This window comes from Methylocystis sp., assembly GCF_021731785.1.
In the GTDB taxonomy this organism is placed as follows: domain Bacteria; phylum Pseudomonadota; class Alphaproteobacteria; order Rhizobiales; family Beijerinckiaceae; genus Methylocystis.
This window is the reverse complement of sequence record NZ_JAKFWS010000082.1, coordinates 1-22,306: the sequence shown is the minus strand read 5'-3', so window position 1 is coordinate 22,306 and position 22,306 is coordinate 1. Positions and strand designations below refer to the sequence as shown.

The 22,306-nt window shown below is 60.7% G+C and carries 20 protein-coding genes and 2 riboswitches; of the genes, 13 read left to right on the top strand and 7 right to left on the bottom strand.

Translation table 11 applies throughout. From position 1 onward, the window contains the following. The first annotated feature begins 127 nt into the window (after nt 1–127). The 8 genes from QZ964_RS21545 (at nt 128) to QZ964_RS13680 (ending at nt 9,585) form a co-directional block, all read left to right on the top strand. Nucleotides 128–520 (top strand): NepR family anti-sigma factor, encoded by a 393-nt coding sequence (locus tag QZ964_RS21545; RefSeq protein ID WP_367119275.1) that lies wholly within the window; start codon nt 128–130, stop codon nt 518–520. After that, nucleotides 517–1,089, top strand: a complete 573-nt coding sequence (locus QZ964_RS13710; RefSeq protein WP_292532209.1) for a sigma-70 family RNA polymerase sigma factor — start codon at nt 517–519, stop codon at nt 1,087–1,089. The genes QZ964_RS21545 and QZ964_RS13710 overlap by 4 nt, the downstream gene beginning before the upstream one ends. Before the next feature lie 60 nt (nt 1,090–1,149). Then, the gene (fumC, locus tag QZ964_RS13705; RefSeq protein ID WP_292532208.1) at nt 1,150–2,547 is read left to right on the top strand and encodes a class II fumarate hydratase; all 1,398 of its coding nucleotides are present in this window, start codon (nt 1,150–1,152) and stop codon (nt 2,545–2,547) included. 170 nt (nt 2,548–2,717) lie between these two features. Continuing rightward, nucleotides 2,718–4,106 carry a M20/M25/M40 family metallo-hydrolase gene (locus QZ964_RS13700; RefSeq protein WP_292532207.1) on the top strand — a complete coding sequence of 463 codons (1,389 nt, stop codon included), beginning with the start codon at nt 2,718–2,720 and terminating at the stop codon, nt 4,104–4,106. Nucleotides 4,107–4,423: 317 nt separating this feature from the next. Beyond that, nucleotides 4,424–5,875 carry an amidohydrolase family protein gene (locus QZ964_RS13695; RefSeq protein ID WP_292532206.1) on the top strand — a complete coding sequence of 484 codons (1,452 nt, stop codon included), beginning with the start codon at nt 4,424–4,426 and terminating at the stop codon, nt 5,873–5,875. 127 nt (nt 5,876–6,002) lie between these two features. After that, nucleotides 6,003–6,207: riboswitch (cobalamin riboswitch) on the top strand. Nucleotides 6,208–6,317: 110 nt separating this feature from the next. Continuing rightward, nucleotides 6,318–8,396, top strand: coding sequence for a TonB-dependent siderophore receptor (locus QZ964_RS13690; protein WP_292532205.1), 2,079 nt, complete (start codon nt 6,318–6,320; stop codon nt 8,394–8,396). Nucleotides 8,397–8,415: 19 nt separating this feature from the next. After that, nucleotides 8,416–9,009 (top strand): hypothetical protein, encoded by a 594-nt coding sequence (locus tag QZ964_RS13685; protein ID WP_292532204.1) that lies wholly within the window; start codon nt 8,416–8,418, stop codon nt 9,007–9,009. A 54-nt stretch (nt 9,010–9,063) separates the two neighbouring features. Next, entirely contained in the window at nt 9,064–9,585 is a 522-nt protein-coding gene (locus QZ964_RS13680) for a hypothetical protein (protein WP_292532203.1), read from the top strand. A 185-nt stretch (nt 9,586–9,770) separates the two neighbouring features. Here QZ964_RS13680 and QZ964_RS13675 read toward each other — a convergent pair whose 3' ends face one another. The 3 genes from QZ964_RS13675 to QZ964_RS13665 all read right to left on the bottom strand — a co-directional run bounded on the left by QZ964_RS13675 (nt 9,771) and on the right by QZ964_RS13665 (nt 13,041). Then, nucleotides 9,771–9,944, bottom strand: a complete 174-nt coding sequence (locus tag QZ964_RS13675) for a DUF1328 domain-containing protein (protein ID WP_292532225.1) — start codon at nt 9,942–9,944, stop codon at nt 9,771–9,773. A 51-nt stretch (nt 9,945–9,995) separates the two neighbouring features. Then, the gene (locus tag QZ964_RS13670; protein WP_292532202.1) at nt 9,996–10,247 is read right to left on the bottom strand and encodes a CsbD family protein; all 252 of its coding nucleotides are present in this window, start codon (nt 10,245–10,247) and stop codon (nt 9,996–9,998) included. A 361-nt stretch (nt 10,248–10,608) separates the two neighbouring features. After that, a complete protein-coding gene (locus QZ964_RS13665; RefSeq protein WP_292532201.1) occupies nt 10,609–13,041 on the bottom strand; it encodes a TonB-dependent receptor in 2,433 nt (810 codons plus the stop codon). A 110-nt stretch (nt 13,042–13,151) separates the two neighbouring features. Further along, nucleotides 13,152–13,352: riboswitch (cobalamin riboswitch) on the bottom strand. A 143-nt stretch (nt 13,353–13,495) separates the two neighbouring features. Between QZ964_RS13665 and QZ964_RS13660 the strand changes: the two genes are divergently transcribed. Together QZ964_RS13660 and QZ964_RS13655 are read left to right on the top strand one after the other, a co-directional pair. Continuing rightward, nucleotides 13,496–13,792, top strand: coding sequence for a hypothetical protein (locus tag QZ964_RS13660; RefSeq protein ID WP_292532200.1), 297 nt, complete (start codon nt 13,496–13,498; stop codon nt 13,790–13,792). Nucleotides 13,793–14,103: 311 nt separating this feature from the next. Beyond that, nucleotides 14,104–15,645: a hypothetical protein gene (locus QZ964_RS13655; protein WP_292532199.1), complete on the top strand. Its 1,542-nt coding sequence runs from the start codon at nt 14,104–14,106 to the stop codon at nt 15,643–15,645. A 265-nt stretch (nt 15,646–15,910) separates the two neighbouring features. Here QZ964_RS13655 and QZ964_RS13650 read toward each other — a convergent pair whose 3' ends face one another. Next, entirely contained in the window at nt 15,911–16,696 is a 786-nt protein-coding gene (locus QZ964_RS13650) for an N-formylglutamate amidohydrolase (RefSeq protein WP_292532198.1), read from the bottom strand. Nucleotides 16,697–16,818: 122 nt separating this feature from the next. Between QZ964_RS13650 and QZ964_RS13645 the strand changes: the two genes are divergently transcribed. Both QZ964_RS13645 and QZ964_RS13640 read left to right on the top strand, forming a co-directional pair. Beyond that, nucleotides 16,819–17,721, top strand: coding sequence for a transglutaminase family protein (locus QZ964_RS13645; RefSeq protein ID WP_292532197.1), 903 nt, complete (start codon nt 16,819–16,821; stop codon nt 17,719–17,721). 50 nt (nt 17,722–17,771) lie between these two features. Continuing rightward, complete coding sequence (locus tag QZ964_RS13640) at nt 17,772–18,599, top strand: transglutaminase family protein (protein WP_292532196.1); 828 nt, start codon at nt 17,772–17,774, stop codon at nt 18,597–18,599. A 111-nt stretch (nt 18,600–18,710) separates the two neighbouring features. Here the strand turns inward: QZ964_RS13640 and QZ964_RS13635 are convergent, their stop codons facing one another. After that, nucleotides 18,711–19,250, bottom strand: a complete 540-nt coding sequence (locus tag QZ964_RS13635) for a cob(I)yrinic acid a,c-diamide adenosyltransferase (RefSeq protein ID WP_292532195.1) — start codon at nt 19,248–19,250, stop codon at nt 18,711–18,713. 301 nt (nt 19,251–19,551) lie between these two features. Between QZ964_RS13635 and hemA the strand changes: the two genes are divergently transcribed. After that, complete coding sequence (hemA, locus tag QZ964_RS13630; RefSeq protein WP_292532194.1) at nt 19,552–20,838, top strand: 5-aminolevulinate synthase; 1,287 nt, start codon at nt 19,552–19,554, stop codon at nt 20,836–20,838. Nucleotides 20,839–20,909: 71 nt separating this feature from the next. Here hemA and QZ964_RS13625 read toward each other — a convergent pair whose 3' ends face one another. Both QZ964_RS13625 and QZ964_RS13620 read right to left on the bottom strand, forming a co-directional pair. Then, on the bottom strand, nt 20,910–21,482 hold the full coding sequence (locus QZ964_RS13625) for a DUF1643 domain-containing protein (RefSeq protein ID WP_292532193.1): 573 nt from the start codon (nt 21,480–21,482) through the stop codon (nt 20,910–20,912). A 72-nt stretch (nt 21,483–21,554) separates the two neighbouring features. Then, nucleotides 21,555–22,306 (bottom strand): nucleotide sugar dehydrogenase (locus QZ964_RS13620; RefSeq protein ID WP_292532192.1); only part of this gene is annotated, 752 nt, incomplete at its 5' end.

Sequence of the window (22,306 nt, the reverse complement as noted above, 5' to 3'; positions counted from 1 at the left end):
GAGCTAAGCCGATTCAACACTTGGACAATATGTCAAAACTGCTCGGCATTTTAGGGAACCAATTCTTTAGCGGCGCGTTTTGCCTATCGTCCTTGCGGCGCACTATAACGCGGCGGCTCCAGAAATCATGCATATTAAAATAGAGGGCTCCATGGGGAACAAGAATCCGGAGAATACAGTTGCGCGCGCGAAAGCAGAAGACGATGCTTTCGCGGGCGAGGGGCGGTATTCTCCGAGACCAGGCCCTCGCAGGCTGGAGACATTTACGGGATGGGTAATGACGCGTGACGAATTCGGCGATCGGCGCCGAGGGGGTGGGGAGGCGCGGTGCGGCGCCAAGCCGGTACAACGCCGGCGATCCGTGGAATTCCAGGACTCGATCGGAAAGGAGCTTCGCAACCTTTACGACGACGTCGTGGCTCAACCGGTTCCGGATCGATTTCTGAAACTCTTGAACCAACTCGAAACGAATGTGCTATCCTCTTCGGCGACAATAGACTCGCCGAGGAAGAGTGAGTGACGGCAAGCGAACAAGCGCATTCGGCAGGACAGGGATTAAAGGCTGAGCTGATCTCCGCCATTCCGAGTCTGCGGGCTTTCGCCGTGTCGATCTGCGGAAACTCCGATCGCGCCGACGACCTCGTTCAGGAAACGCTGGTCAAAGCCTGGGGCAACCTCGCGACATTCTCGGAAGGCACCAATCTCACCGCTTGGCTGTTCACCATCCTGCGCAACATCTACTACAGCGAATATCGCAAGCGTCGCCGCGAAGCGCCCGATCCGGACGGCTTGATCGCCGGTCGCTTGGTTGCGCCGGAATCGCAGCACGCGCATATGGACTTTCTCGACTTTCAAGATGCGATGCAGAAGCTGCCGCTGGATCAGCGCGAAGCGCTGATCCTCGTCGCCGCCTCCGGACTGTCCTATGAGGAAGCCGCGGAAATCTGCGGTTGCGCGCCCGGCACGATGAAAAGCCGAGTGAACCGCGCGCGCAACCGGCTCTCCGAACTCATGTCGACGCCGCCGACCGCAGAGCGGCGCGAATGGGCCGCCGCCGAGCGGCTCTCGGAAGTCTCCTCACGCGATTGAACGCTCGTCGGAAATGCCGCATAGGAAGGCGCGAAATGCGCCTTTCGATGCGAGCGAGCGATGACCGAAGATCAGAGAATTGAACGCGACTCTTTTGGCGATATCGCCGTGCCGACCTGGGCCTATTGGGGGGCGCAGACCGAACGTTCGCGGGAAAATTTTCCGATCGGCGGCGATCTCATGCCGATCGAGATCGTGCATGCGCTGGCGCGCATCAAGCTCGCGGCCGCCAAGGTCAACGCCAGAAAAGGCTTGCTAGACCCCAAGATCGCCGACGCCATCGCAGCCGCCGCGCGCGAAGTGATCGACGGCAGGCTCGATGAACATTTCCCGCTCGTCGTCTGGCAGACCGGCTCCGGCACCCAGACGAACATGAACGTCAACGAGGTCATCGCCAATCGCGCCAATGAAATGCTCGGCGCGCCGCGCGGCTCGAAATCGCCGGTTCATCCCAACGATCACGTCAATCTCGGTCAGTCGTCTAACGACAGTTTCCCCACCGCCATTCACATCGCCGGCGCGACGACGATTTCGGGTCGGCTGCTTCCCGCCGTCGAGCGGCTGCATATCGCGCTGAACGCCAAGGCGGTGAAATTCGCCGATATCATCAAGATCGGCCGCACCCATCTGCAGGATGCGACGCCGGTGACGCTCGGCCAGGAATTTTCCGGCTATGCGGCGCAGGCCGAGAACGCCAAACGGCGCATCAGAACGACGCTCGCTGATCTTCTGCAGCTTGCGCAGGGCGGAACGGCGGTGGGCACCGGCGTCAACAGCTTCAAGGGCTTTGGCGAAGAGGTCGCCGCCGACGTCGCTGAGCAGACCGGGCTGCCTTTCGTCTCCGCGCCCAACAAATTCGAAGCGCTCGCGACTCACGACGCGATCGTCTTCGCCCATGGCGCGCTCAACGCGCTGGCGTCGGGTCTTTATAAGATCGCCTGCGACATTCGCCTGCTCGGCTCCGGGCCGCGGGCGGGTTTCGGGGAATTGAAGCTTCCCGAAAACGAGCCGGGCTCCTCGATCATGCCTGGCAAGGTCAATCCGACTCAGGTCGAATCGCTGACCATGGTCTGCACGCGCGTTTTCGGCAACAACGCGACGATCACCTTCGCCGCTTCGCAGGGCCATCTCGAACTCAACGTGTTGAAGCCTGTCGTCGGCTTCGCGCTGCTCGAATCGACCATCCTGCTCGCCGACGGCATCGACAGTTTCGTCACGCGCTGCGTCGACGGGATCGAAGCTGACGAGGACAACATCAAGCGCTTTCTCGATCGCTCGTTGATGCTCGTCACCGCGCTCGCGCCGAAGATCGGCTATGACGCGGCCTCCAAGATCGCGCGCGCCGCGCATAAGAACGGCACCAGCCTGAAGGAAGAGGCGCTCGCTTCCGGCAAAGTCACGGAAGTCGAATTCGACGAGATCGTGCGGCCGGAGAAAATGCTCGCGCCGAGCGCGTGAGCACACCCGGGCGTCATGGCCGCGCTTGTCGCGGCCATCCACGAAACGCAACGCAACGGATCGGCGTGGATGGCAGGCTCAAGGCCGGCCATGACGGCGGTGGCGTCGCCGCGCCTTCCCCTCGCCATGCATCCGCACTAGGTTCGGCTTCTCACCGGGGAGCTCAATTCATGGCCGCGATCGACGCCGTCCTCACGACGATAGACGCCAATCTCGACGCTTCGCGCGAACGCCTGTTCGATCTTCTGCGCATCCCCTCCGTTTCGACCGATCCCGCCTTCGCGGCCCAATGTCTGCGCGCCGCGAACTGGCTCAAGGATCAGCTCGACGGGCTCGGCTACGCGGCAGAGGTGCGCGAGACGCCCGGCCATCCGATCGTCGTTGGCCACGCCAAGGCGAAGCGCAAGGATGCGCCGCATGTGCTGTTCTACGGCCATTATGACGTGCAGCCGCCGGATCCGCTTGAATTGTGGGAGACCGAGCCTTTCGCGCCGCGGCTTGCCGAGGGCAAGGACGGCGAGGACATCGTCGCCCGCGGCGCCTCGGACGACAAAGGCCAGCTGATGACCTTTCTCGAAGCGTGCCGCGCGTTCGAGGCGAATGGCGGACTGCCCTGCAACGTCACATTTCTGTTCGAGGGCGAAGAGGAGACGGGATCCCCCTCTCTTCCAGGCTTTCTTGCCGCGAACAGGGACGAACTTTCGGCCGCCGATCTCGCGCTTGTCTGCGACACCAGCATGTGGAACGCCTCGACGCCGGCGATCACGGTGATGCTGCGCGGATTGGCGCTCGAAGAGGTGGTCATCAAGGGGCCGAGCCGCGATCTGCATTCCGGCATGTTTGGCGGGCCGGTGCTGAACCCGATCCATGTGCTGGCGAAAATCGTCGCCGATCTGCACGATTCGGAGGGAAAGGTGACGCTGCCGGGCTTTTACGCCGGCGTGCCCGAAATTCCCGAAGACATCGCCGAACAATGGCGCGCCATCGACTTCGACGAATCCAAATGGCTCTCGGAGATTGGGCTGACCCGCGTCGGCGGCGAAGCGGGACGCGGCGTCATGGAGCAAATCTGGGCGCGCCCGACCTGCGACGTGAACGGAATCATCGGCGGCTATACCGGCGCCGGCTCGAAGACGGTGTTGCCGGCGCAGGCGTCGGCGAAATTTTCGTTTCGCCTCGTCGGCGCGCAGGACGCGAAGACGATCCTCGAAAGCTTCCGCAACTTCGTGCGTGAGCATCTGCCGGCGGACGCAAGCGCCGAATTTCTTTCACATGGCGCTTCGAACGCGCTGCAGCTTCCCTTTGGCTCAGAGGCGCTTAATCGCGCGCGCCGCGCGTTGGCGGAAGAATGGGGCAAGGAGCCGGTGCTCGCCGGCTGCGGCGGTTCGATCCCGATCGTCGGCAGCTTCAAGTGCGATCTCAATATGGATTCGCTGATGATCGGCTTCGCGCAAGACGACGACCGCATTCATTCGCCGAACGAGAAATATTCATACACGTCGTTCCACAAGGGAACGCGCTCATGGGCGCGGGTGCTGCATGCGCTGGCGGCGGCTTAGCAATGCTACTATACTGATTTATCTCGTTGAGTTGTGTCGGTTGTTTTTGACGGAATTTTTTGCGACGGGAACCGAAAAATGCTTTTTTCTCGCAGAGATTTGCTCGGCTTGTCCCCGCATGGACCAGCGCTGCAAGCTTGAGTGGCTGTGAAATATTCAGGAGGGAAATCGAACCATGGTGCTCAAACGACCCACGCATTACCGATCCGGCAGTTCCACTAGCGATCGACTCTCACGTGCATGTCTTCAATGGGTCAGACCTCCAGGTAAATGCGTTTCTTAGTCGAGCGCGCCATATCAAAGGCTTAGGTCCAATCTTGCAGAAGTTAGCTTGGGCTGGCGCTCCGACTGGGGACGAGGAACTGGAAGAACTGGTTCGTATCGCAGACAGGCTTAAAGCCTGCGACAGGCTTCAGGCAGACTGGCTCGATACCCGTAGTGATGAGCAATATAAGGTCGGACGCCAGGCCCTGATCGATGCAGCGGACCAATTGGAAAACGAGAACGCCTCCTTAAGAGCGGAGTCCTCGAAGGCAGTCCGGCAAATACGGGACCTTCCTGAGCGTTATTCAGATTATAAATCCAGGAAGTCTCCTACTGCATTCCGATCCGACCCTGTCAGTTCAGCAATAGAAGGCGCTTTGGCATTTATTTTGCGCAATTTCCAATTTCGGTACGTAAATATCTTTGACTACCTTTTCGAATATTCAAAAGGTCGACATCGAAAAGTAGATTTAATGATCTGCCATCTGGTGAATTATGACTGGCCGATCGCGGGAGGAACGCCAACGCTGACCTCAATACCGAAACAGATTGAATTAATGGCTCAAATAAGCGTTTTAACCAGTGGACGAGTGCATTGTTTCGTTCCCTTCGATCCCTTTAAGCAAATTGCCTTCGACCTCGGAGAATGGCCCTACTACTCGCCTCTCGAGGAAGTTGTCCGAGCCGTTGCGGAAAAGGGTTTTCTTGGGGTCAAACTTTATCCGACAATGGGCTTTCAGGCCTATGGCAATAGCGGCAGATCGCCAGAATTTTGGAATCGCGATTGGATTCCCGCGGTTCTGCGGCGACCAGATATTAATGTTCGATTGGATGGTGCGCTCAAATCGCTCTACGAGTGGTGTGCGTCAAATGGAGTGCCAATCATGGCGCATTCGGCGCGATCAAATTCTCCTACGCCCGACTTTGAAGATCTTTCTGGCGCGAAGGGCTGGCAGGAGGCAGTTCGCTGCTTTCCGGGGCTGCGCGTGAATTTCGGACATTTTGGGGAGACTTCGCCAATCGAGAAAGGAACCGATCGGGCAAAGAGTTTTATGTCGCTGATGAATACGCACGCTGGGCGGCATCTCTATGCCGATTCCGGATATTTCACGGAGGCGGTTTCCCGACCGCAAGAATTGACTGCAATCTTGAGGACGTTATTCGAATCGACTAGAGGGAAGGGCTCAGCCGCGCTCGCGCAGAGATTCCTGTATGGAACGGACTGGGAAATGATCGTTCTAGAAGGTGGAGGCGTCAAAAATTATCTAAAGGATTTCGAACAAATCTTTTCTATCTTGGATCAGGATCCAAACTTGGGTGCGCAAGGCAAACTCAGTGATCGTTTTTTTTCGGCCAACGCAGCAAATTATCTTGGCATACATCCGGGCGATCCGAACAGGACGAGACTTGAAACGTTTTATGGTCGTTCGAGGATTACCCATGTCGGATGGATGCCCAAAGTTGACAGGTGCTGCGGCCAAAGAATGATCGCACGGAAGCAATGAATTCCGGACATGCGAAGAGCCCAAGCTTTTCGTATGTGCGAAGCCGGTGGCGCTTGAAGCGCTATATTCATGATCGAGGTTTTCGCCTGAGAAAATGCAAAGCTCTTGACAGTCCGCGTGATCGGCATTCTATTTTGCCACTGACGGTTCCTAACGGGATCAAAATGGGAATGCGGTGAGCGCGCTTCTTCGTGCGCAATTCCGCGGCTGCCCCCGCAACTGTAAGCGGCGAGCCGACGACCACTAAGCCACTGGAGCCATAAGGCTCTGGGAAGGCGGTCCGAGGCGACAACCCGCGAGCCAGGAGACCTGCCGTCGCTTCGTGGTCACGCGCGAAAGCGTCGGGCGGGGTGCACCGATGCGGTCGATGCCCTTCGCCTTCTCGGCGTACGGGCAAAGACCTTCGCAGTGACGGCCCACGTCTCGCTGCGAGTCTACGCGCATGCATTTCCACATTCAGAGCTCCGCCTTGCGCGGCGCGTTTCTGCTGTCGCTATCCCTCTCCGCTTCCGTCGCTATCGCCCAGCAGTCCTTGCCGACCATCGAAGTCGGCCCATTGAGTCCGGCGCAGCCGGGCGAGCCCGCCGCCGACGTCGAAGACCAAACCGTCGTCACGCCGACGCGCGTTGAGCAGCCGGTTGCGAGCACTGGCGCCTCGGTGAGCGTCATTCAAGCGCATGATATCCAGAAGCGCGGATCGCTCGCCTTCAACGACGTTCTGCGCGGCGTTCCGGGACTGGACGTCTTTTCGAACGGCGGGCCCGGCACGCAGACCTCGGTCTTTCTGCGCGGCTCGACGCCCGGCCAGACTCTGGTGCTCATCGACGGCATTCGCATCGGCGATCCGACAAGTACGGACGGTTCGGTCGATTTCGGCCGTCTCATTCCGACCGACATCGAGCGCATCGAAGTGCTGCGCGGCCCGCAATCGGCGCTTTACGGCTCGGACGCGATGGGCGGCGTGATCAATATCATCACCCGCCGCGGCAAGGGCGCGCCACAAGGCTGGATCATGTCGGAGGGCGGCTCCTATGGAACGTCATCGTCGCGCGCGTCGATCTCCGGCGCCGACGCGCACGGTTCTTACGCGCTGTCGATCTCCGGCCTGCACGCCGATGGCTTCCCGCGCTACGGCTATCGTCAGCAGCGCCCGATCGTGATCGGCGATCAGACGACGACGCTGCCACCGCTGCCCGCCGACGATCCCACCAACAACGTCGGCGTCACCGGACGCATCGGATATGAATTCACGGAAGATGCGCGGATCGAGGCGGGCCTCGCCGGCTACGACAGCGCCGTCCGTTACGACAATCCCTACGCCTTCAATCCCTGGAGCGTCTTCGATCCTTTCAATCATCAGCAAGCAACCTTCATGCAGGGCTATGCGCGGCTCGGCGCCGATATGTTCGACAAGATGCTGCGCAACAGGCTGACGCTCTACGCCAATCGCGGCAATCGCGACGCGTGGACGACGGACGCCTGTTTCGACACGCTGACCTTCATGTCGCGGAACTGCCGTTTCGGCTATCTCGGCGGCCGGCGGGGCCTCGAACATCAGAGCGATGTCGCGCTCGGCCCGCTTGGTCTCGCGACCATCGGCGCGCGTGTCGAGACCGAGACCGCGCAAAGCTCGCGCGAAGCCTGGATCGTCGACACATACGCGCCGACTTTCGCCGAGCAGACGACATGGTCGGGCTATGCGCAGCATCAGGTCACCTTCTTCGATCGGCTCGACATTTCCTATGGCGGGCGCGTCGACGCAGTGAGCAGGAACCGAACCTTCCTCACCTGGCGAACGATGGCGAATTTCCGCATCGACGAGATCGGCATGCGGCTGCGCGGCTCCGCCGCGACCGGCGCCAAGACCGCGTCTCTCTATCAGCGGTTTTCCGAATATGGCGATCCAGCGCTCGCGCCCGAACGCGTGCTCGGCTTCGACGCCGGAATCGATCAGAGCTTTTTCGGCGGCCGCGCCACCGCCTCGGTCTCCGTCTTCGCCAATCGCTATGCGAATCTCGTGCAGTTCGGAAAGGCCGAGAGCTGCACCGCGACGCAAATCTTCGGCTGCTATTTCAACGTCGGGCGGGCCGACACGCGCGGCGTCGAATTCTCTGGCGAAGCAAGTCTCGTCCCCGCAGCGCTGCTGTTGCGGGGAAGCTACACTTTTCTCTCAGCGCGCAATCTCGATGACGATCCCGACAGCATTTATGCCGGACGCACGCTCTTGCGCCGTCCGCGAAATAAGGGAATGTGGTCGCTCATCTACACCGGCCTGCCGGGGCTCGACGTCGAAGCGCGCGCCAATATCGTCGGTCCGGCGCATGATGTGGATTTCATCTTCAATAAGCGCGTGATGCTCGCGCCCTATGTCCGGCTCGATCTCTTCGCCAATTACAAGCTCACCGACCAGCTGACGCTTCATGGGCGCATCGAGAATCTCAACAATGCGCTCTACGAGGAGGTCTACAATTATTCGACGACGGCGCGCGCCTTCTATGGCGGCGTGAAATACGCCTGGTGAGGAGGAGATCGACATGCAAATGACTTCAGTCAGAACGCCAAGCATAGCGCCACGACGTATCGTCGAGCCTGACGGCGCAATGCTCGATGTCTTTTCTCTGCCGACGGACGCGGCGAGTCTCGAAGAACTCATTCGCGACCTTTTCAAAAATCACTGGCGCGAGATCGTCTTCGGACCGATCATTCAAGGCGCGGCGTGGGAAATTCACGCCGACCGCGCGCCGACGCGGATCAGGCTGCTCGACGGCTATCTCACCGTCGCTTTCGGCGTCACGCATTTTCACGTCTGCATCGGCGAGAACAAAGGATCACGCGCTCGGCCGACGTCGCCCGAGCTTGCAAAGCTGAGGCGCACGTCGCGCGCCGAGCTCTATCGCCGACGGAACACGAGCTGCGTGCCAATGTCGTGGGGACTGCAATTGTTCAACGGCGCCGGCGAGCAGCAGATCACCGTGCTGCTGCCCAACCCGTTCCTCGATGCGGCGACCGACAAAGTTCTGAAGGAGCCGGATTGGTCGCGCCTGGCGCTCTGGGACAAATTGCGCGCGCGCTGGTTCGGCCTGCACGAGCCCGATCCCGCCGATCGGGCCGCGACTCCATCGTGCAGCGGCTGACACGCCGCGCTTTCGATTTCAATTCCCCCGCCTTCGCTTGAAAGGAGAAACCTCATGTCGCTGACACTTTCCACCGTTTCGAAGATCAACCGCCGCGCGCTTTGGGCGGCGACATTCATCGCCGCCAGCGTTCTGTTCAGCTTCGCCTGGGCTTGCGCCTTGCCGCTCGCCGGCTTCGCCGCTGTCGCGGCGCTGCTGCTGACGGGCGCAGTGTGGCTCACGAATCAGGCGATGGGCTTTCTCTTCCTGCATTATCCGACCGATCCCACAACGCTGTTTTGGGGCGGCGCGCTCGGCGTCGTCGCTCTGCTGTCCTGTGAAAGCGCCGGCCTGCTCGCCCGCCGCTTTCCCGGCCTCAGGGGCGGGCTCGCTGCTTTCCTTGCTTCCTTTGTCGCTTATGAGAGCCTGATTCTGGCCGTCACCGCCGCGACGGGGCCCGGCGTCGACCATTTCACCGCGCCGGTCGTCGCACAAATCTTTTTCATCAACCTCGGCGCCTTTGCGGGATTGTTGATTCTGAAAGCCGCAGTAGCGAATCGCGATCTGTCTGAGACTTTCGCCTCGCGACCGACCTAGACGTGACCCCAAAGCGAAGCTTGACCTCTGAACCCAGTCTTGGTGGCTTCGACCATTGAGGCGCAGGAACCGGCAAAAAATTTTCATGCAACGAACAATGCGCTTGTTGCCGGCCTCTCGAAAAATAAAGCCCAGCTTGCACAGCTGGGCTTTATTTAGAGCTTATGAAAAGGAGACCAAAGTCATCAGGCTCTCCTCACCAAACCCACCACCGCGGAAATAACGAAAAAGACGAGCGCCACCCAGAATAAAATGCGCGCGCCTTCCATCGCTGTTCCCGCGACGCCTCCAAAGGCAAAAAAGGCTGCGATGATCGCGACGATCAAGAATACGATTGCATATTGAAGCAAGCTTCCCATGCCGGCCGCCGTCAAGAGAGATGCAATCCACGCGCAGCCGCGAGATTCGCCTTATTCGGTCGCGCGATGAATCGCTTCTTTAGCGCTCTTGGCGAGTTCCTGCACTTTCGTAGTTGCCGTGTCCAATGCGTCGGCAACTGCATCTTTCGCTTCGCCGAGCGCCGTTTGACCCTTTCCTTTTAGCTCCTGCGCCAGGCCTTCGCCTTCAAGTTCGGGGGAGTCGCTGATTTTCCCCGCGGCTTGTTTCGCCGAACCCACGGTCTCATTGATTGAGCCCTTAATTTTATCGCTAACCGAACCCATGGGCGTTCTCCATCGTTAGGACTAAGATCACTGTCAGAACTCTTGCGCTGAAGGCATGTTCCCGCGGACGAAAAATTATTGATCTGTTGTGGACGCTCCGGCCAACCCTAAACCAGGAGCCAGCTGTCTTGCCGGCCAGGATGCGGCGCCAGTCGCTTTTGTTGGCGAAAAGAACGTCGTCGCGGATTGCAACGACGCAGCAGCGCGTCATCTGCGCACTCTTATCGACGACATGATGATATTTTGGGCGCCATGCCACGAAGACTGTCGGTTCGCGTCCAAGATAGCGTGAGACCCGTTGACGAAGCTTCGTCATGACTCTCAGCGGCCGTCGAGACTCACATTCGCCGCGCTGGGGCCGTCAGTTCGATGGTCGCGAGAAAGGCTCCGCAAAATCAGGAAGTCTGGCGATCGGCTGTTCAAAGTTCAGTGGCCCAGCCAATGTCACGCGCACGGCTGCAGGCTCGAGCGGCTTGAAATGCCGATCCATGACGCCGACGCCACAAACCTGGGCGGGAGCAACGCCTGCGACGCATTGCGCGTAAAGGGGATCGCTCGGCAGGAGTGAGCCATAGGCAAATGTGATCTGGTCGGAGCGAGAGTTGAAAACATTGAAGGCGTCGAACTGCAGTCGCCAGCCATCCGCCCATCGATAGCCCACTCGCGCGTTCAACGTGCCGGTCGCCGGGGAATTGAAATAGCCGTCCTCGGTGAGCGCCCTGGCCCCGAAATAGCGATACTTCAGCGCGCCGAACCATCCGGTCGTCTCGCCCATCTCCAATCCGCCCATCGCCGTCACCGCGATGGCGTTCGACAGATAGTTGCCGGGCGCATTGCCCAAGAATGTCCCATAAGGCAATGCGTCAGGCGCCATCAAATCGAGCCACGCCAAAGTCTGCGCAACGTCGACGCCGCGGTAGCGCGCCTGAACAAGCGCCACGTCGCCGTCAAATCTGATCCAGGCGTTCGGGGCGTATTTGTTGACGAGTTCAATGCCATATCTGCGACTCGGGCGACCGAAGATGGTCGTGCCGCTGTCGCCGACAAACTGGTTCTCCGATTCGAGATTGAGCCAGAAGAGGCTGATGCTGGAATCGAGCCCCTCGATGAATTTGGCGCGGGCGCCGATCTCGGCACCGCGTGATTTCACCAGCAGCGGAATTGAAGCCGCCTGAACGAAGCCGTCATTGTCCGCAAGTTCGGCTGTGGAGAATTGCAGCACCGCGCCCCTTGCGTCGGTCGAGTGGAAGCCTTCGCCGTAATTGGCGTAAAATTCCGTCTTGTAGAAAGGGCCGACGATGATCGAGAGCTTCGGGCTGAACAGCGCCGCATTCTTTACGCCCTGGTTGAATGGTCCCGTGAGAAGGAACGCCGAGAGGCCAGTGCTCGCCGCGAGTTTCGGCGCGTCAACCAGCGTTTGAAGCGAGCTTACGGCGGCGTTGTAATAGTCGAAGCGCGCCCCGGTGACGGTCTTCAGCCAGGGCGTCCAGCGCACCGCCGTATCGGTCCAGAGGCCGATGCTGCCTTCGCCGACGGCATTGTTGCTGAGCGTGTCATAGAGTTGTCGACGGACGCTCTCCTGCAAGCCAAGTCGGATGTCGTCGTAGCGTCCCTGAAAGCCGACGCGGGTCTCGATTGGCGCGCCATTCACATCGGCCCATCTGATCGCATGCTGCGCGTTAAGGCCGACGACCGTGCGATAGTCGAACTGACGGATTTGGTCGCCCAAATCCTGATGCCCCAGGAAATAGGTGTAAGTGCTGTAGAGGTCCAAGGTCGAATGGACGACATAGGCTTCGACGCGCGTGGCGTGATTACCCTCAATCTGACTCCAGCGCGACGAGAGCGAGAAGCGCGAAGTCGCGCCGCCGGCGGTTGGGTCCATCGTGCCCCAGCGCGACAGCAACCCGGCGCTGACCGCGCGACTCGGAATTTGGTCCGTTCCATACCATTTGTTGGCGTAGCCCATGAAGGTCACGGAGGCGCCGTCCTCTTGCGTGCCGCGCGACCAGCGCAACACGCTGTTGAGACGCCGCATATTGTCGCCGCGCTCCCAGGGTCCGTTGTAGTATTGCGCTTCGACCGCGCCATAGGTGGAGCCCCCGGCGAAATCCTGGTAAGGCGCGACAGCGAGCGCTCGCGCATAGGCGAAACTGCCGCCAGTGAGCTGGAAGTAGCCTTTGTCGATCCTGTCGTTGTATTGCATGTAGATCGAGCCCGCCGACGAGAAGTCGCCGTCTTGCGCGTCATACGGCCCTTTGCGGGCGAGCACGTAAGACAACAGCTCGGGGATCAGGAAATTGCTGTCCGCGTAGCCCTGGGCATGGCCATGGGTGCGCATATTGAGCGGCATGCCGTCGAGATAGAGCGCGAGATCGGTGCCATGGTCGAGATTGAAGCCGCGCAGGAAATATTGGTTCGCCTTGCCTTCGCCGCTGTGCTGGGTGACGACGAGTCCGGGCACGATTTCCAGCGCGTCGCCGGGCCGCGCGAAGGGAAGCGCGTTGACCTCCTGGCCAGTGAAGAATTTCTCGCTTGAGGCGGTGATCGGCGGCGGCGTCGGGCCCGCGGGCGGCGCGGGGCGGGCGATAGCCGCGACAATTGGCGAAGCGCGCGGCGGTTGCGGCGGCGCATGAACGGATCGTCCCGGCGCGGGCGCATGGGAACGCGTTGCCGGGGCCGCCCGATGCGCGCCGACTTGTATGGTGGGGAGCGCGGTTTGAGCGAGCGCCGTTAGCGGAGCGAGTGCCGCGAGGATCGAAGCAAGGCGGACCGCGGCTGAAGAAACATGCATGGCAAGGCTCGCAGCAGACCGGACCGTCACTGCGACTGGCCACGCCCATTTAAGCGCGCAAGGCGCCAAAATAGGCTTCACCCACATCGGCGCCCACCGCCCGATGCTTCGCGCGTGACCACGATGACGGCAGGTCTCCTGGCTCGCGGGTCGTCGCTCAAAGGCCGCCTTCCCGGAACATTGGCTCCAGTGGCTGTTTTGGTCTTTGACTCGCCGCTTACAGTTGCGGGGGCAGCAGCGGCATCGCGCGACGATGCGCTCACCGCATTCCCTATTGATCCCTTGCGGGAACCGTCGGTAACAGTAAGCGTTAAATGCGATTTTCAAGTCAAGCCGATTAGGCGGACGGGCGTTGCGCCTGCGCCTTTTTCAAAAGCAGTGATGCAGAAGCGCCACAGGTCGCTCGATGTGCGGTGCCTCAACCAAGGTCCTCGGTTTGACCGAGATTGGGAGGTTGCATAAGCCCAATCGCGCCAGGCGCGCTTGTGAAAACGCCGGCCTGCTGGCGCGGCGCTTTGATGGTTTCGCCGGCGGGCTCGCGGCTTTGCTTGCTTCCCTTGTTGACTATGAGAGACTCGTTCAGGCGGTCACCGCAGCGACTGGCCCTGGCGTCGACCATTTTACGGCGCCGATCTTCTCACGAATCTTTTTCATCAACCTCGACGCCTTTGCGGGACTGTTGATATTGAAGGGCGCAACTGCGGCGGCGAGTCGCAATGCCGCGAAGACTTTCGCCTCGCGGCCGAGCTAGGGGCGAAGGAGCCGTTGGCGAAGGCCAGGTCGCGAGCCGGAGCGGACCCTCAAAAGGCGCGCATTGCCTTGCCGCGCCGTCGCCGGGATTGTGGAAGCGAACTTTGGCGCCCGTCCGATTTGCCATGCGAGCAAAAAGGGGCTGCATCGGGGGATACAGGTCCACAAAGTGTCCCGAAAGCGGCCCAGCTAACCGGATCAACTGCATGGGCTCAACTTTACGAAACCGTCAGTTTGAGAGAAGTTTTGACCCGGCGCCCGATGTCCTGAATTTCCAATATTAATCCCAGGCGTCGCTGCCGGAGGACGATCGTGCCGACCATCGTTTCCATCCATGGAACTTATGCTGCGGGGCCCGAAGCAGGTGATCAGTGGTGGCAACGCGGATCGCCATTCGAACGCCATCTTCGGGAATGCATCGAGCCCAAAGAGGGCGCCCTCTCCTTCGATCCCCTGCAATGGGAGGGCCACAACAGCGAGGTCTCCAGGCGAAAGGCTGCGGAAAAGCTGCTCAAGCTATGTGAGGCGCTTGAGGAAAGGGCGGAGCAATACGTCTTGATTGGTCATTCTCACGGGGGCTCGGTCGTAAGCAACGCGTTGCTACTAGCCAGCGAAGCGAAATTGCCGCTGCCCAACCTCATGCAAGCAGTCACGGTCGGGACGCCTTTCATCCACGTCGCCAAGCGTAGCGTCTTATTGAGCATTGCTGTTCCCGTTCTGCTCATCGCTGTGTTTCTTGTCGCGCTCGGCGCAGCGGTCTCCTCCGCGACAACCCCCGAAGGCTTTCTCAATGGGCAGCTTATAGCCCTCGACCCTGCCTTTAAACCTAAGCCAAGTTGCAGCGAGGGTTCGCAATCCGTTTCCAAACCGCTACAAGGTCAGCCAATACAACTCACCTGTTACGACCATTTTTGGCAAAGCCCTTCGGAGATCATCGGCTATACATACAGACTTGTTGTAGGCTTTGCCTTCTTGTTCATCGTCAGGCTCTTTATCGACGAACGTGCTAAGGCGGACAGTGCGATCAGCCGGGCCAATGTCCACAGGACAAGCGAGCAGTACGCATCACGGTGGTTAGGGCTTGCGCATCCGCTCGACGAGGCGATCGGAGGGCTGTCCCGCGTGGTTAATGCGAGACCGATCGCGTTAATTCCCAAGCTAAAGGAAAATATTTCGGCTGTTTTCGTTCTATTGAATTTTGCGGTCGCGTCGATTTTCGTCTTCATATGGCTTGGATTGTTCTCGGCGGCTAATAATTCGCAACCGTCATTGTTCAATTCCGGTGACCATTTGCCGAAGCCCGCTTTTACGATCATGGAATATCTGGAGCAGGCGCTAAGAATTGGCGTGCCACTCGCCATTACTCTCGCTGCATGCCTAGTCGTTGTCTGTATATTCAAATGCCTAAGCCTAGCATGGGTTGGCGCCCTTATCGGTGATCTCTTGCAGCGCCTCTTGCTCCGTCTAGACTTCCCCGGGCAAAGTGCCACCAAAATTGCGGATAGGCCGATGTGGTCGGCGCAGCCACCGGTGACCATGCCCGCCGACCTTGCCGAACAGTTGACCGTTTTTGATGAGTCTCAATCACTGGCGGTCGTTCAGACGTTGCGCCGCGAAGTCTACTCGGCCCTGAAATCGGACAATGCGGAAGCTCTTCCGAATTTCTCCGAGGTGATGGCCGCCTTCGAGCTTGCGCATAAGAGCTATTTCAACTCCCCTCTTTTCAGAACGCTTATGTTCGCCGCTCTGGCGGAGCAACCGGCTTTCCGAGCTACACCTATCCTTACGACCGACCCGGACTTCAATCGAATGAGGGAATGGCTAAGATCATCCCGATTACAAGAAAAGAAGTAAGCGGCGATGTTGCGTTCGGCGCGCCTTGCGACGGCGCGCGCCATGTCAAGACGCGCGCTCGCCCCTCCGCCTCTCCCGGAACGATGAAGTCGCGCAGCGGCGGCAGCGCGTCGCTCGCATCGCTCGAGGCGCTGTTAGCTGACCCATTCGTGTCATTCCTGAAGGCGGATGCACCGGAAGCGATGACCCGCGGCGCGATCGGCCGCCCCTTCGATCCAGACCGCGCGCGACCTCCCTAGAGCAACGCAATTCCATCGCCTGAAGGTTACGACGCCGTCGCCAGCGCTTGATACGCCAGCGGCAGCAAATGCGCGAGCAGCGCGCCCCACGCGCGCTGTCCGCTGTCGCCGGCAATCAGGTCCTGGCGGATCTCGACCTCGACGTGAAGCAGGCCGCGTCGCTCGCCATGCACCGGAATAGTGTAATCCGATTCATCGGTCACGCTATAGGGCTCATTGTCGCCGACGATGAGTCCTTCTTCACGTCTGAGCGAAGCGATCAGCATATTGGCGAAACGCGCGTCGCGATTGTAAAGCACGCCAGCATGCCAGGGCCGCGCCGCGCCCATGAAGACCGGCGTAAAACTATGCAGCGCGATCAATGCCGCCGGCCGGCCCTCCCGCCATCGCCGATCAAGCTCGGCTTTGATCCGATCATGATAGGGCTGGAAAATCTCGCGCAGGCGCGCGTCCTTCTGGACTTCGTTCAAGCTGACGTTTCCAGGGATCGGGGTAAACTCGCTGATTTCGGGGATTGACGTCTGTGACCCCGGCGCGCGGTTGCAGTCGATAACGAGGCGCGAATAGTTCTGCTGCACCAAAGTGGCGTCGAGCGCATCCGCCACGAAGCGCGAAACCGCGGCTATGCCAATGTCCCAGGCAATGTGGCGCGCCAATTCGCTCTCCGGAACGCCGAGCCGGCCGAGCGCGCGCGGGAGAGAATTTCCCGCGTGATCAACCACGATCACAAACGGCGAGAGACCGTTTTCATTATGCACAATGATCGGGGCCGGTTCGTCGGCTGCCAACAGGCTGTATGGCGTTCCATTCATTGGCGTTCTCTTTCATTGGACTGGCGGCGCCGCAGGGCGACAAACGAGTCCCGTTCCTGGCGCGGAAATTGCCTGCTATCGGAACTTGCTTTATCCGCAACATGGATCAGCGCGAGACCGCAATGCCGATTCTCACCGTCCGACACGTCACGACTTACCATTATGCGCAGCCTGTCGCGTTCGGCGAGCACCGGATGATGCTGCGTCCACGCGACGATGATGACCAAATCGTGCTCGAGTCCGAACTCGAAATTACGCCCGCGCCGAGCCAGATCTCCTGGACGCGGGATATTTTCGGCAATCATGTCGCGACGGCCCGTTTCGCGGAACCCGCCTGCGAGCTTCGCGTCGAAAGCACCATGCGCCTCCGCCACGCGCCAACCGACTTCAAAGAAGCCGATATTGAGGACTTTGCGCGGAGCCATCCGTTTGCCTACGGCGAGGAAGAGAGCCGCGATCTCGCGCGCTTCCTCACGCCACAGTCGCAGCATCCTCGGCTCGATCGCTGGGCCGCCACGTTCCTGCGTGAGGACGGCTCGGCCGACACCCACAAGCTTCTCGTCGAGATGACGCAGACCATCAACCGGACCTTCAAACATGTGGCGCGACACGAGAAGGGCGTGCAGGACCCGGTCCAGACTCTGGAACTCGCCAGCGGAAGTTGTCGCGACCTTGCGACGCTCATGATCGCGGCGCTGCGCTCGCTTGGCATCGCCGCGCGATTCGTTTCCGGATATCTGCATCTTGACGATGATGACGACGACGGCGACATCGGGGGCAACACCCATGCTTGGGTCCAGGCCTATATCGCCGGCCCGGGCTGGGTTGACTTCGATCCATCGAGCGGCATGTTCGGGAATCGGAATTTGGTGCGCATCGCGGTCGTGGATGAGCCAAGGGAAGCGATTCCGCTGCAAGGAACATGGATCGGGACGGCGTCCGACCATCTCGCCATGAAGGTCGCCGTCAAAGTCGCCGCTGCTGCGGACGCCGAATGCGGCGCTCTCATGAGCGCGGGAGGATAATGCTCGACCGTTGCGACGGCTCCGCTTGTTCGAGCAAAGGAGGCTTTCCGATGAAGATTCGCGTCGGCTACGAAATCTCCTATGACTGCCCGCAGCCGACGCCCATGATTCTGACGCTGAGCGTCCATCCCTCGCGCCTCGCCGATGTGCTGACCGCCGATCGCATGCGCCTCGATCCGCCCCTCCCCGCCAACACCTATCACGACAGTTTCGGCAATTTCTGCCATGTCATCCGCGCCCCTGCGGGCCGGCTGACAATGTCGTCGGACTTTCTTGTTCAGGACGACGGGAGGCCCGATCCAATCGCCGCGGCGGCCGAGCAGCATGCGCTCGAAGACCTGCCGGTGGAGGTTCTGATTTATCTGCTCGGCAGCCGCTATTGCGAGACCGATCGCCTGTCGGACTTGGCGTGGTCGCTTTTCGGTCAGGTTCCGAAGGGTTGGCCGCTGGCGCAGGCGATCTGCGACTATGTCCACGATCGCATCGCGTTCGATTACGAGCACGCTAGCCCAACAAGAACGGCGTGGGACGCGAATAAGGAGCAACGCGGCGTGTGCCGCGACTTCGCCCATCTCGCTGTCGCATTATGCCGCTGCATGAATATGCCCGCGCGTTACTGCACCGGCTATCTTGGGGACATCGGCGTGCCGCCAGACGAATCCTTGATGGATTTCAGCGCCTGGTTCGAAGTCTATCTCGGTGGGCGCTGGCACACGTTCGACGCCCGCCACAACACGCCGCGAATCGGGCGCATCCTGATTGCGCGCGGACGAGATGCGACCGACGTCGCGATGGTCACCTCATTTGGCCCGTGCACGCTCGCGAGCTTCAGGGTCATCGCCGAGGAGATTCCGGCGCCGGCGGCGGCGATCACGTGACTTCTTTTTAACGCCTGGCTGAGCAGGTTCGTCCTTTTCTGCAGCGGCGCCGAATATCTCCAAGCTAATGTCTGCTACTTGCGCGAAGCCACCGCTGCGACTCGCGAAACTTCAGCCGCCGAGCATCCGGTCGCCATGTCCGCTCTGCTGGTCCGCGAGCCGCGCCAGAGCGAACAACAAATCGCTTAAGCGATTGAGATAGGCGAGAGCGTTGTCGGGCGCCGGCGGCGCTTCGAGCGCGGCGATGCTGCGCTCGGCGCGCCTGGCGACGGCGCGGGCCATGTGGAGACGCGCGCTCGCCTCCGCCTCTCCCGGATAGATGAAATCGCGTAAGGGTGGCAGGGCGTCGCTGGCGCGGTCGATCTCGATTTCGAGCGCCGCGATTTCGGCGTCGTCCAATAGGATATCGATCTGACGCGCTTCGGCGCTGACGATGGCGCTGATTTTATAGAGCGCCTTTTGCGCGCCGCACAAAAGATCGTCGGATTGCGGAAAGGCGACGCGCGCGAGCCCGAGGCTCGCCGACAATTCGTCGAGATCGCCGACGGCGGCCACGCGCGGATCGAATTTCGCCGCGCGCCGGCCTGAGAAGAGACTGGTCTGTCCCCGGTCGCCTTTTTTCGTATAGAGCTTCATCGCCGTCCTACGCACCCCGGTCTCTCGTTACGCCACGCGCGCCTGATGGTCATGCCTAAAGCGCCTTGCTCAAAAAAGCTCCGGCGAGGGCGGATCGGCAAGACGCAGTTTGGATAGCGGCTTCGCCCGCGGTGGCGCCATCATTTTATTTCGCACTGGCCCGGAATTCCGCATGAAAAGAGCCGCGGGCGCGTCATTCGGCCACTCGCCTTCCGGACGCGGATCGGCTATGTAAGAAATCGTCCAAACTAGACGGCAGGCAGGACGGGGGCCGCGCCGTGGACTTCGGGGCAAATAAAAATCAAAGGGTTGGAGCATGGTCTATCGGCGTTACTTCGAGGCCGCCGTCTCCCGTCTGAAGGACGAGCGCCGTTACCGCGTCTTTGCGCATCTGGAGCGCGACGTCGAGGCTTTTCCGCTGGCGAACTGGCATCGCGACGACGGCTCGGTGGAGCCGGTGACCATCTGGTGCTCGAACGACTATCTCGGCATGGGCCAGCACCCCGACGTGATCGCCGCCATGGTCGAGACGGCGAACAAGGTCGGCGCGGGCGCAGGCGGCACGCGCAATATCTCCGGCACCAGCCACGCCATCGTCGAGCTTGAGCGCGAGCTCGCCGACCTGCATGGCAAGGAACGCGCGCTCGTCTTCACCTCCGGCTGGATTTCCAACCTCGCGGCGATTTCGACGATCGCCGACCTCTTGCCCAATTGCGTCATCCTCTCCGACGCCTCCAATCACAATTCGATGATCGAAGGCGTGAAGCGCTCGCGGGCCGAAAAGAAAATCTTCCGCCACAATGATCTGGCGCATCTCGAAGAATTGCTGATCGACGCAGGCGATCGGCCCAAGCTTGTGATCTTCGAAAGCCTCTATTCGATGAACGGCAATATTGCGCCGGTCGCCGACATCGTCGCGCTCGCCGAGCGCTATGGCGCGATGACCTATGTCGACGAGGTGCATGCGGTCGGCATGTATGGCGCGCGCGGCGGCGGCGTCTGCGAACGCGAAGGCGTGATGGACCGCGTCAATGTGATCGAGGGCACGCTCGCCAAGGGCTTCGGCACGATGGGCGGCTATATCGCCGGCGACGCGGCGGTGATCGACGCGATCCGGTCCTACGCCGCTTCGTTCATTTTCACCACGGCGCTGCCGCCGGCCGTCGCCGCCGCCGCTTGCGCCGCCGTGCGTCTGCTCAAGCGCCGGCCAGACCTGCGGGCGGCGCATCAACGCGTCACGCATATCACCAAGCACGCGCTTGCCGCCGCCGGCCTGCCCGTGCTCGAAAATGGCTCGCATATCGTGCCGGTGATGGTGCGCGACGCCGAACTCTGCAAGGCGGCGAGCGACCTGCTGCTCGAACGCCACTCGATCTATATTCAGCCGATCAACTACCCGACTGTGGCGAAGGGAAGCGAGCGGCTTCGGGTCACGCCGACGCCGCGCCACACGCATGCGCATATCGCGAGCCTCGTCGAATCGCTCGTCGACGTTTGGCAGACGCTGGGCATTCCGTTCGTCGAACCGCCGTCGCATCTCCATGTCGAGGCGAAGAGCGACGAGAAGTGCAGCTATCCCGAAATCAAACTCGCGGCGCAGTGAGCGGGCGCGGCGACGGCCGTTATGAACGGGCCGCGCTCACAACGTGAAGCGCGCGTGCGCACTCATAAAATCTAGGGCTCCGAGACCACAGTTCCGTAGCTATCCAATGAAGGCCGCCATTCGATCAGCGGTGTTCGTATGCTCAGATAAAGCGGGTGTTTCGGCGAGCCGTCGAGGTTGCATCCGAGCGCGTAGATCGGCGGTTCGCACTCCCGGACCGCTCGATGCACATCCTTTAAGCGATCTCGAACGCGCTGTTTCAGATCGTGGGGCGGCCGGATATTCCCGTAAGCCGCGACGACGAGACCGCGTGTCGCCGCCGCTTCTCGGAGCGCTTCACGGATGTATCCGTCATTGTCCGGCCCGCACGGATCATCCATCCCCCATAGCTCTTTGGGATCGGTAGCGATGCCCGCCCAGACGTTGATGAAGGTGAGCTTCGAACAGCCCCACTCCTTTGCGAAACTGATGCCGCGCCGGCTTGTCGCGTCATCCTGGATTTCGCACGCAGTGCTCGGATTATGAAGAAGAAAAACGGCGACAGGGCCCTCTTTTGCGAACGTCCGCTCCAACCTGTATCGATAACGCCGACACTTTGAAAATACGGCGTTCGACAGTCCTAAATCGAAGGTGGTTTGTTTCACGCTCCCGGCTTGCTTCAATTTCGAAAATCTCGCCTGCCAAACCCGGCCCTTTTAGCTCAGGTCTGCGCCGGTCTATGTACGCCCCACGCTCACATAGGTGAAGCCGCGCTTGCGCACGTCGGCCGGGCGATAGACGTTGCGCAGATCGACGATGATCGGCTGCTTCAACAGGCTCTTCACCCGATCGAGATCGAGCGCGCGGAAGGCGTCCCATTCGGTGACGATTGCGAGCGCCTCCGCGCCTTCCAGGGCCGAATAGGCGTTGTCGTGGAACGTGACTTCCGGCATCAGCGGACGCGCCTGCGCCATGCTCTCGGGGTCATAGGCGTGCAGCTTGGCGCCATCGCCGGCGAGAGAGGCGACGATGGCGAGCGAGGGCGCGTCGCGCATGTCGTCGGTGTTGGGCTTGAACGCCAATCCTAAGAGCGCGATCTTCTTGCCGCGCACCGAACCGCCGAGCGCGTTGATCACCTTGCGCGCCATGGCGCGTTTGCGCGCGTCATTGACCGCGACCACCGTTTCGACGATGCGCAGGCTGGCGCCCTCGTCCTGTCCGGTCTTGATCAGCGCCAGCGTATCCTTCGGAAAGCAGGAGCCGCCGTAGCCGGGGCCGGCGTGCAGGAATTTCCCGCCGATGCGCTTGTCGAGACCGATGCCGCGCGCGACGTCCTGCACGTCGGCGCCCACTTTCTCGCATAGATCGGCGATTTCGTTGATGAAGGTGATCTTGGTCGCGAGAAACGCATTGGCGGCGTATTTGGTGAGTTCCGACGTGCGGCGACCGACGAAGACCAGCGGCGGCGCATTGAGCGACAGCGGACGAT

Bases quoted from the DNA above. Each gene is read 5' to 3' on its own strand.
- QZ964_RS13645 (WP_292532197.1), top strand. From the start codon at position 16,819: ATGCCGATTCTCACCGTCCGACACGTCACGACTTACCATTATGCGCAG.
- QZ964_RS13670 (WP_292532202.1), bottom strand. From the start codon at position 10,247: ATGGGTTCGGTTAGCGATAAAATTAAGGGCTCAATCAATGAGACCGTG.
- QZ964_RS13700 (WP_292532207.1), top strand. From the start codon at position 2,718: ATGGCCGCGATCGACGCCGTCCTCACGACGATAGACGCCAATCTCGAC.
- fumC (WP_292532208.1), top strand. From the start codon at position 1,150: ATGACCGAAGATCAGAGAATTGAACGCGACTCTTTTGGCGATATCGCC.
- QZ964_RS13685 (WP_292532204.1), top strand. From the start codon at position 8,416: ATGACTTCAGTCAGAACGCCAAGCATAGCGCCACGACGTATCGTCGAG.
- QZ964_RS21545 (WP_367119275.1), top strand. From the start codon at position 128: ATGCATATTAAAATAGAGGGCTCCATGGGGAACAAGAATCCGGAGAAT.
- QZ964_RS13680 (WP_292532203.1), top strand. From the start codon at position 9,064: ATGTCGCTGACACTTTCCACCGTTTCGAAGATCAACCGCCGCGCGCTT.
- QZ964_RS13690 (WP_292532205.1), top strand. From the start codon at position 6,318: ATGCATTTCCACATTCAGAGCTCCGCCTTGCGCGGCGCGTTTCTGCTG.
- hemA (WP_292532194.1), top strand. From the start codon at position 19,552: ATGGTCTATCGGCGTTACTTCGAGGCCGCCGTCTCCCGTCTGAAGGAC.
- QZ964_RS13665 (WP_292532201.1), bottom strand. From the start codon at position 13,041: ATGCATGTTTCTTCAGCCGCGGTCCGCCTTGCTTCGATCCTCGCGGCA.
- QZ964_RS13675 (WP_292532225.1), bottom strand. From the start codon at position 9,944: ATGGGAAGCTTGCTTCAATATGCAATCGTATTCTTGATCGTCGCGATC.
- QZ964_RS13650 (WP_292532198.1), bottom strand. From the start codon at position 16,696: ATGAATGGAACGCCATACAGCCTGTTGGCAGCCGACGAACCGGCCCCG.
- QZ964_RS13640 (WP_292532196.1), top strand. From the start codon at position 17,772: ATGAAGATTCGCGTCGGCTACGAAATCTCCTATGACTGCCCGCAGCCG.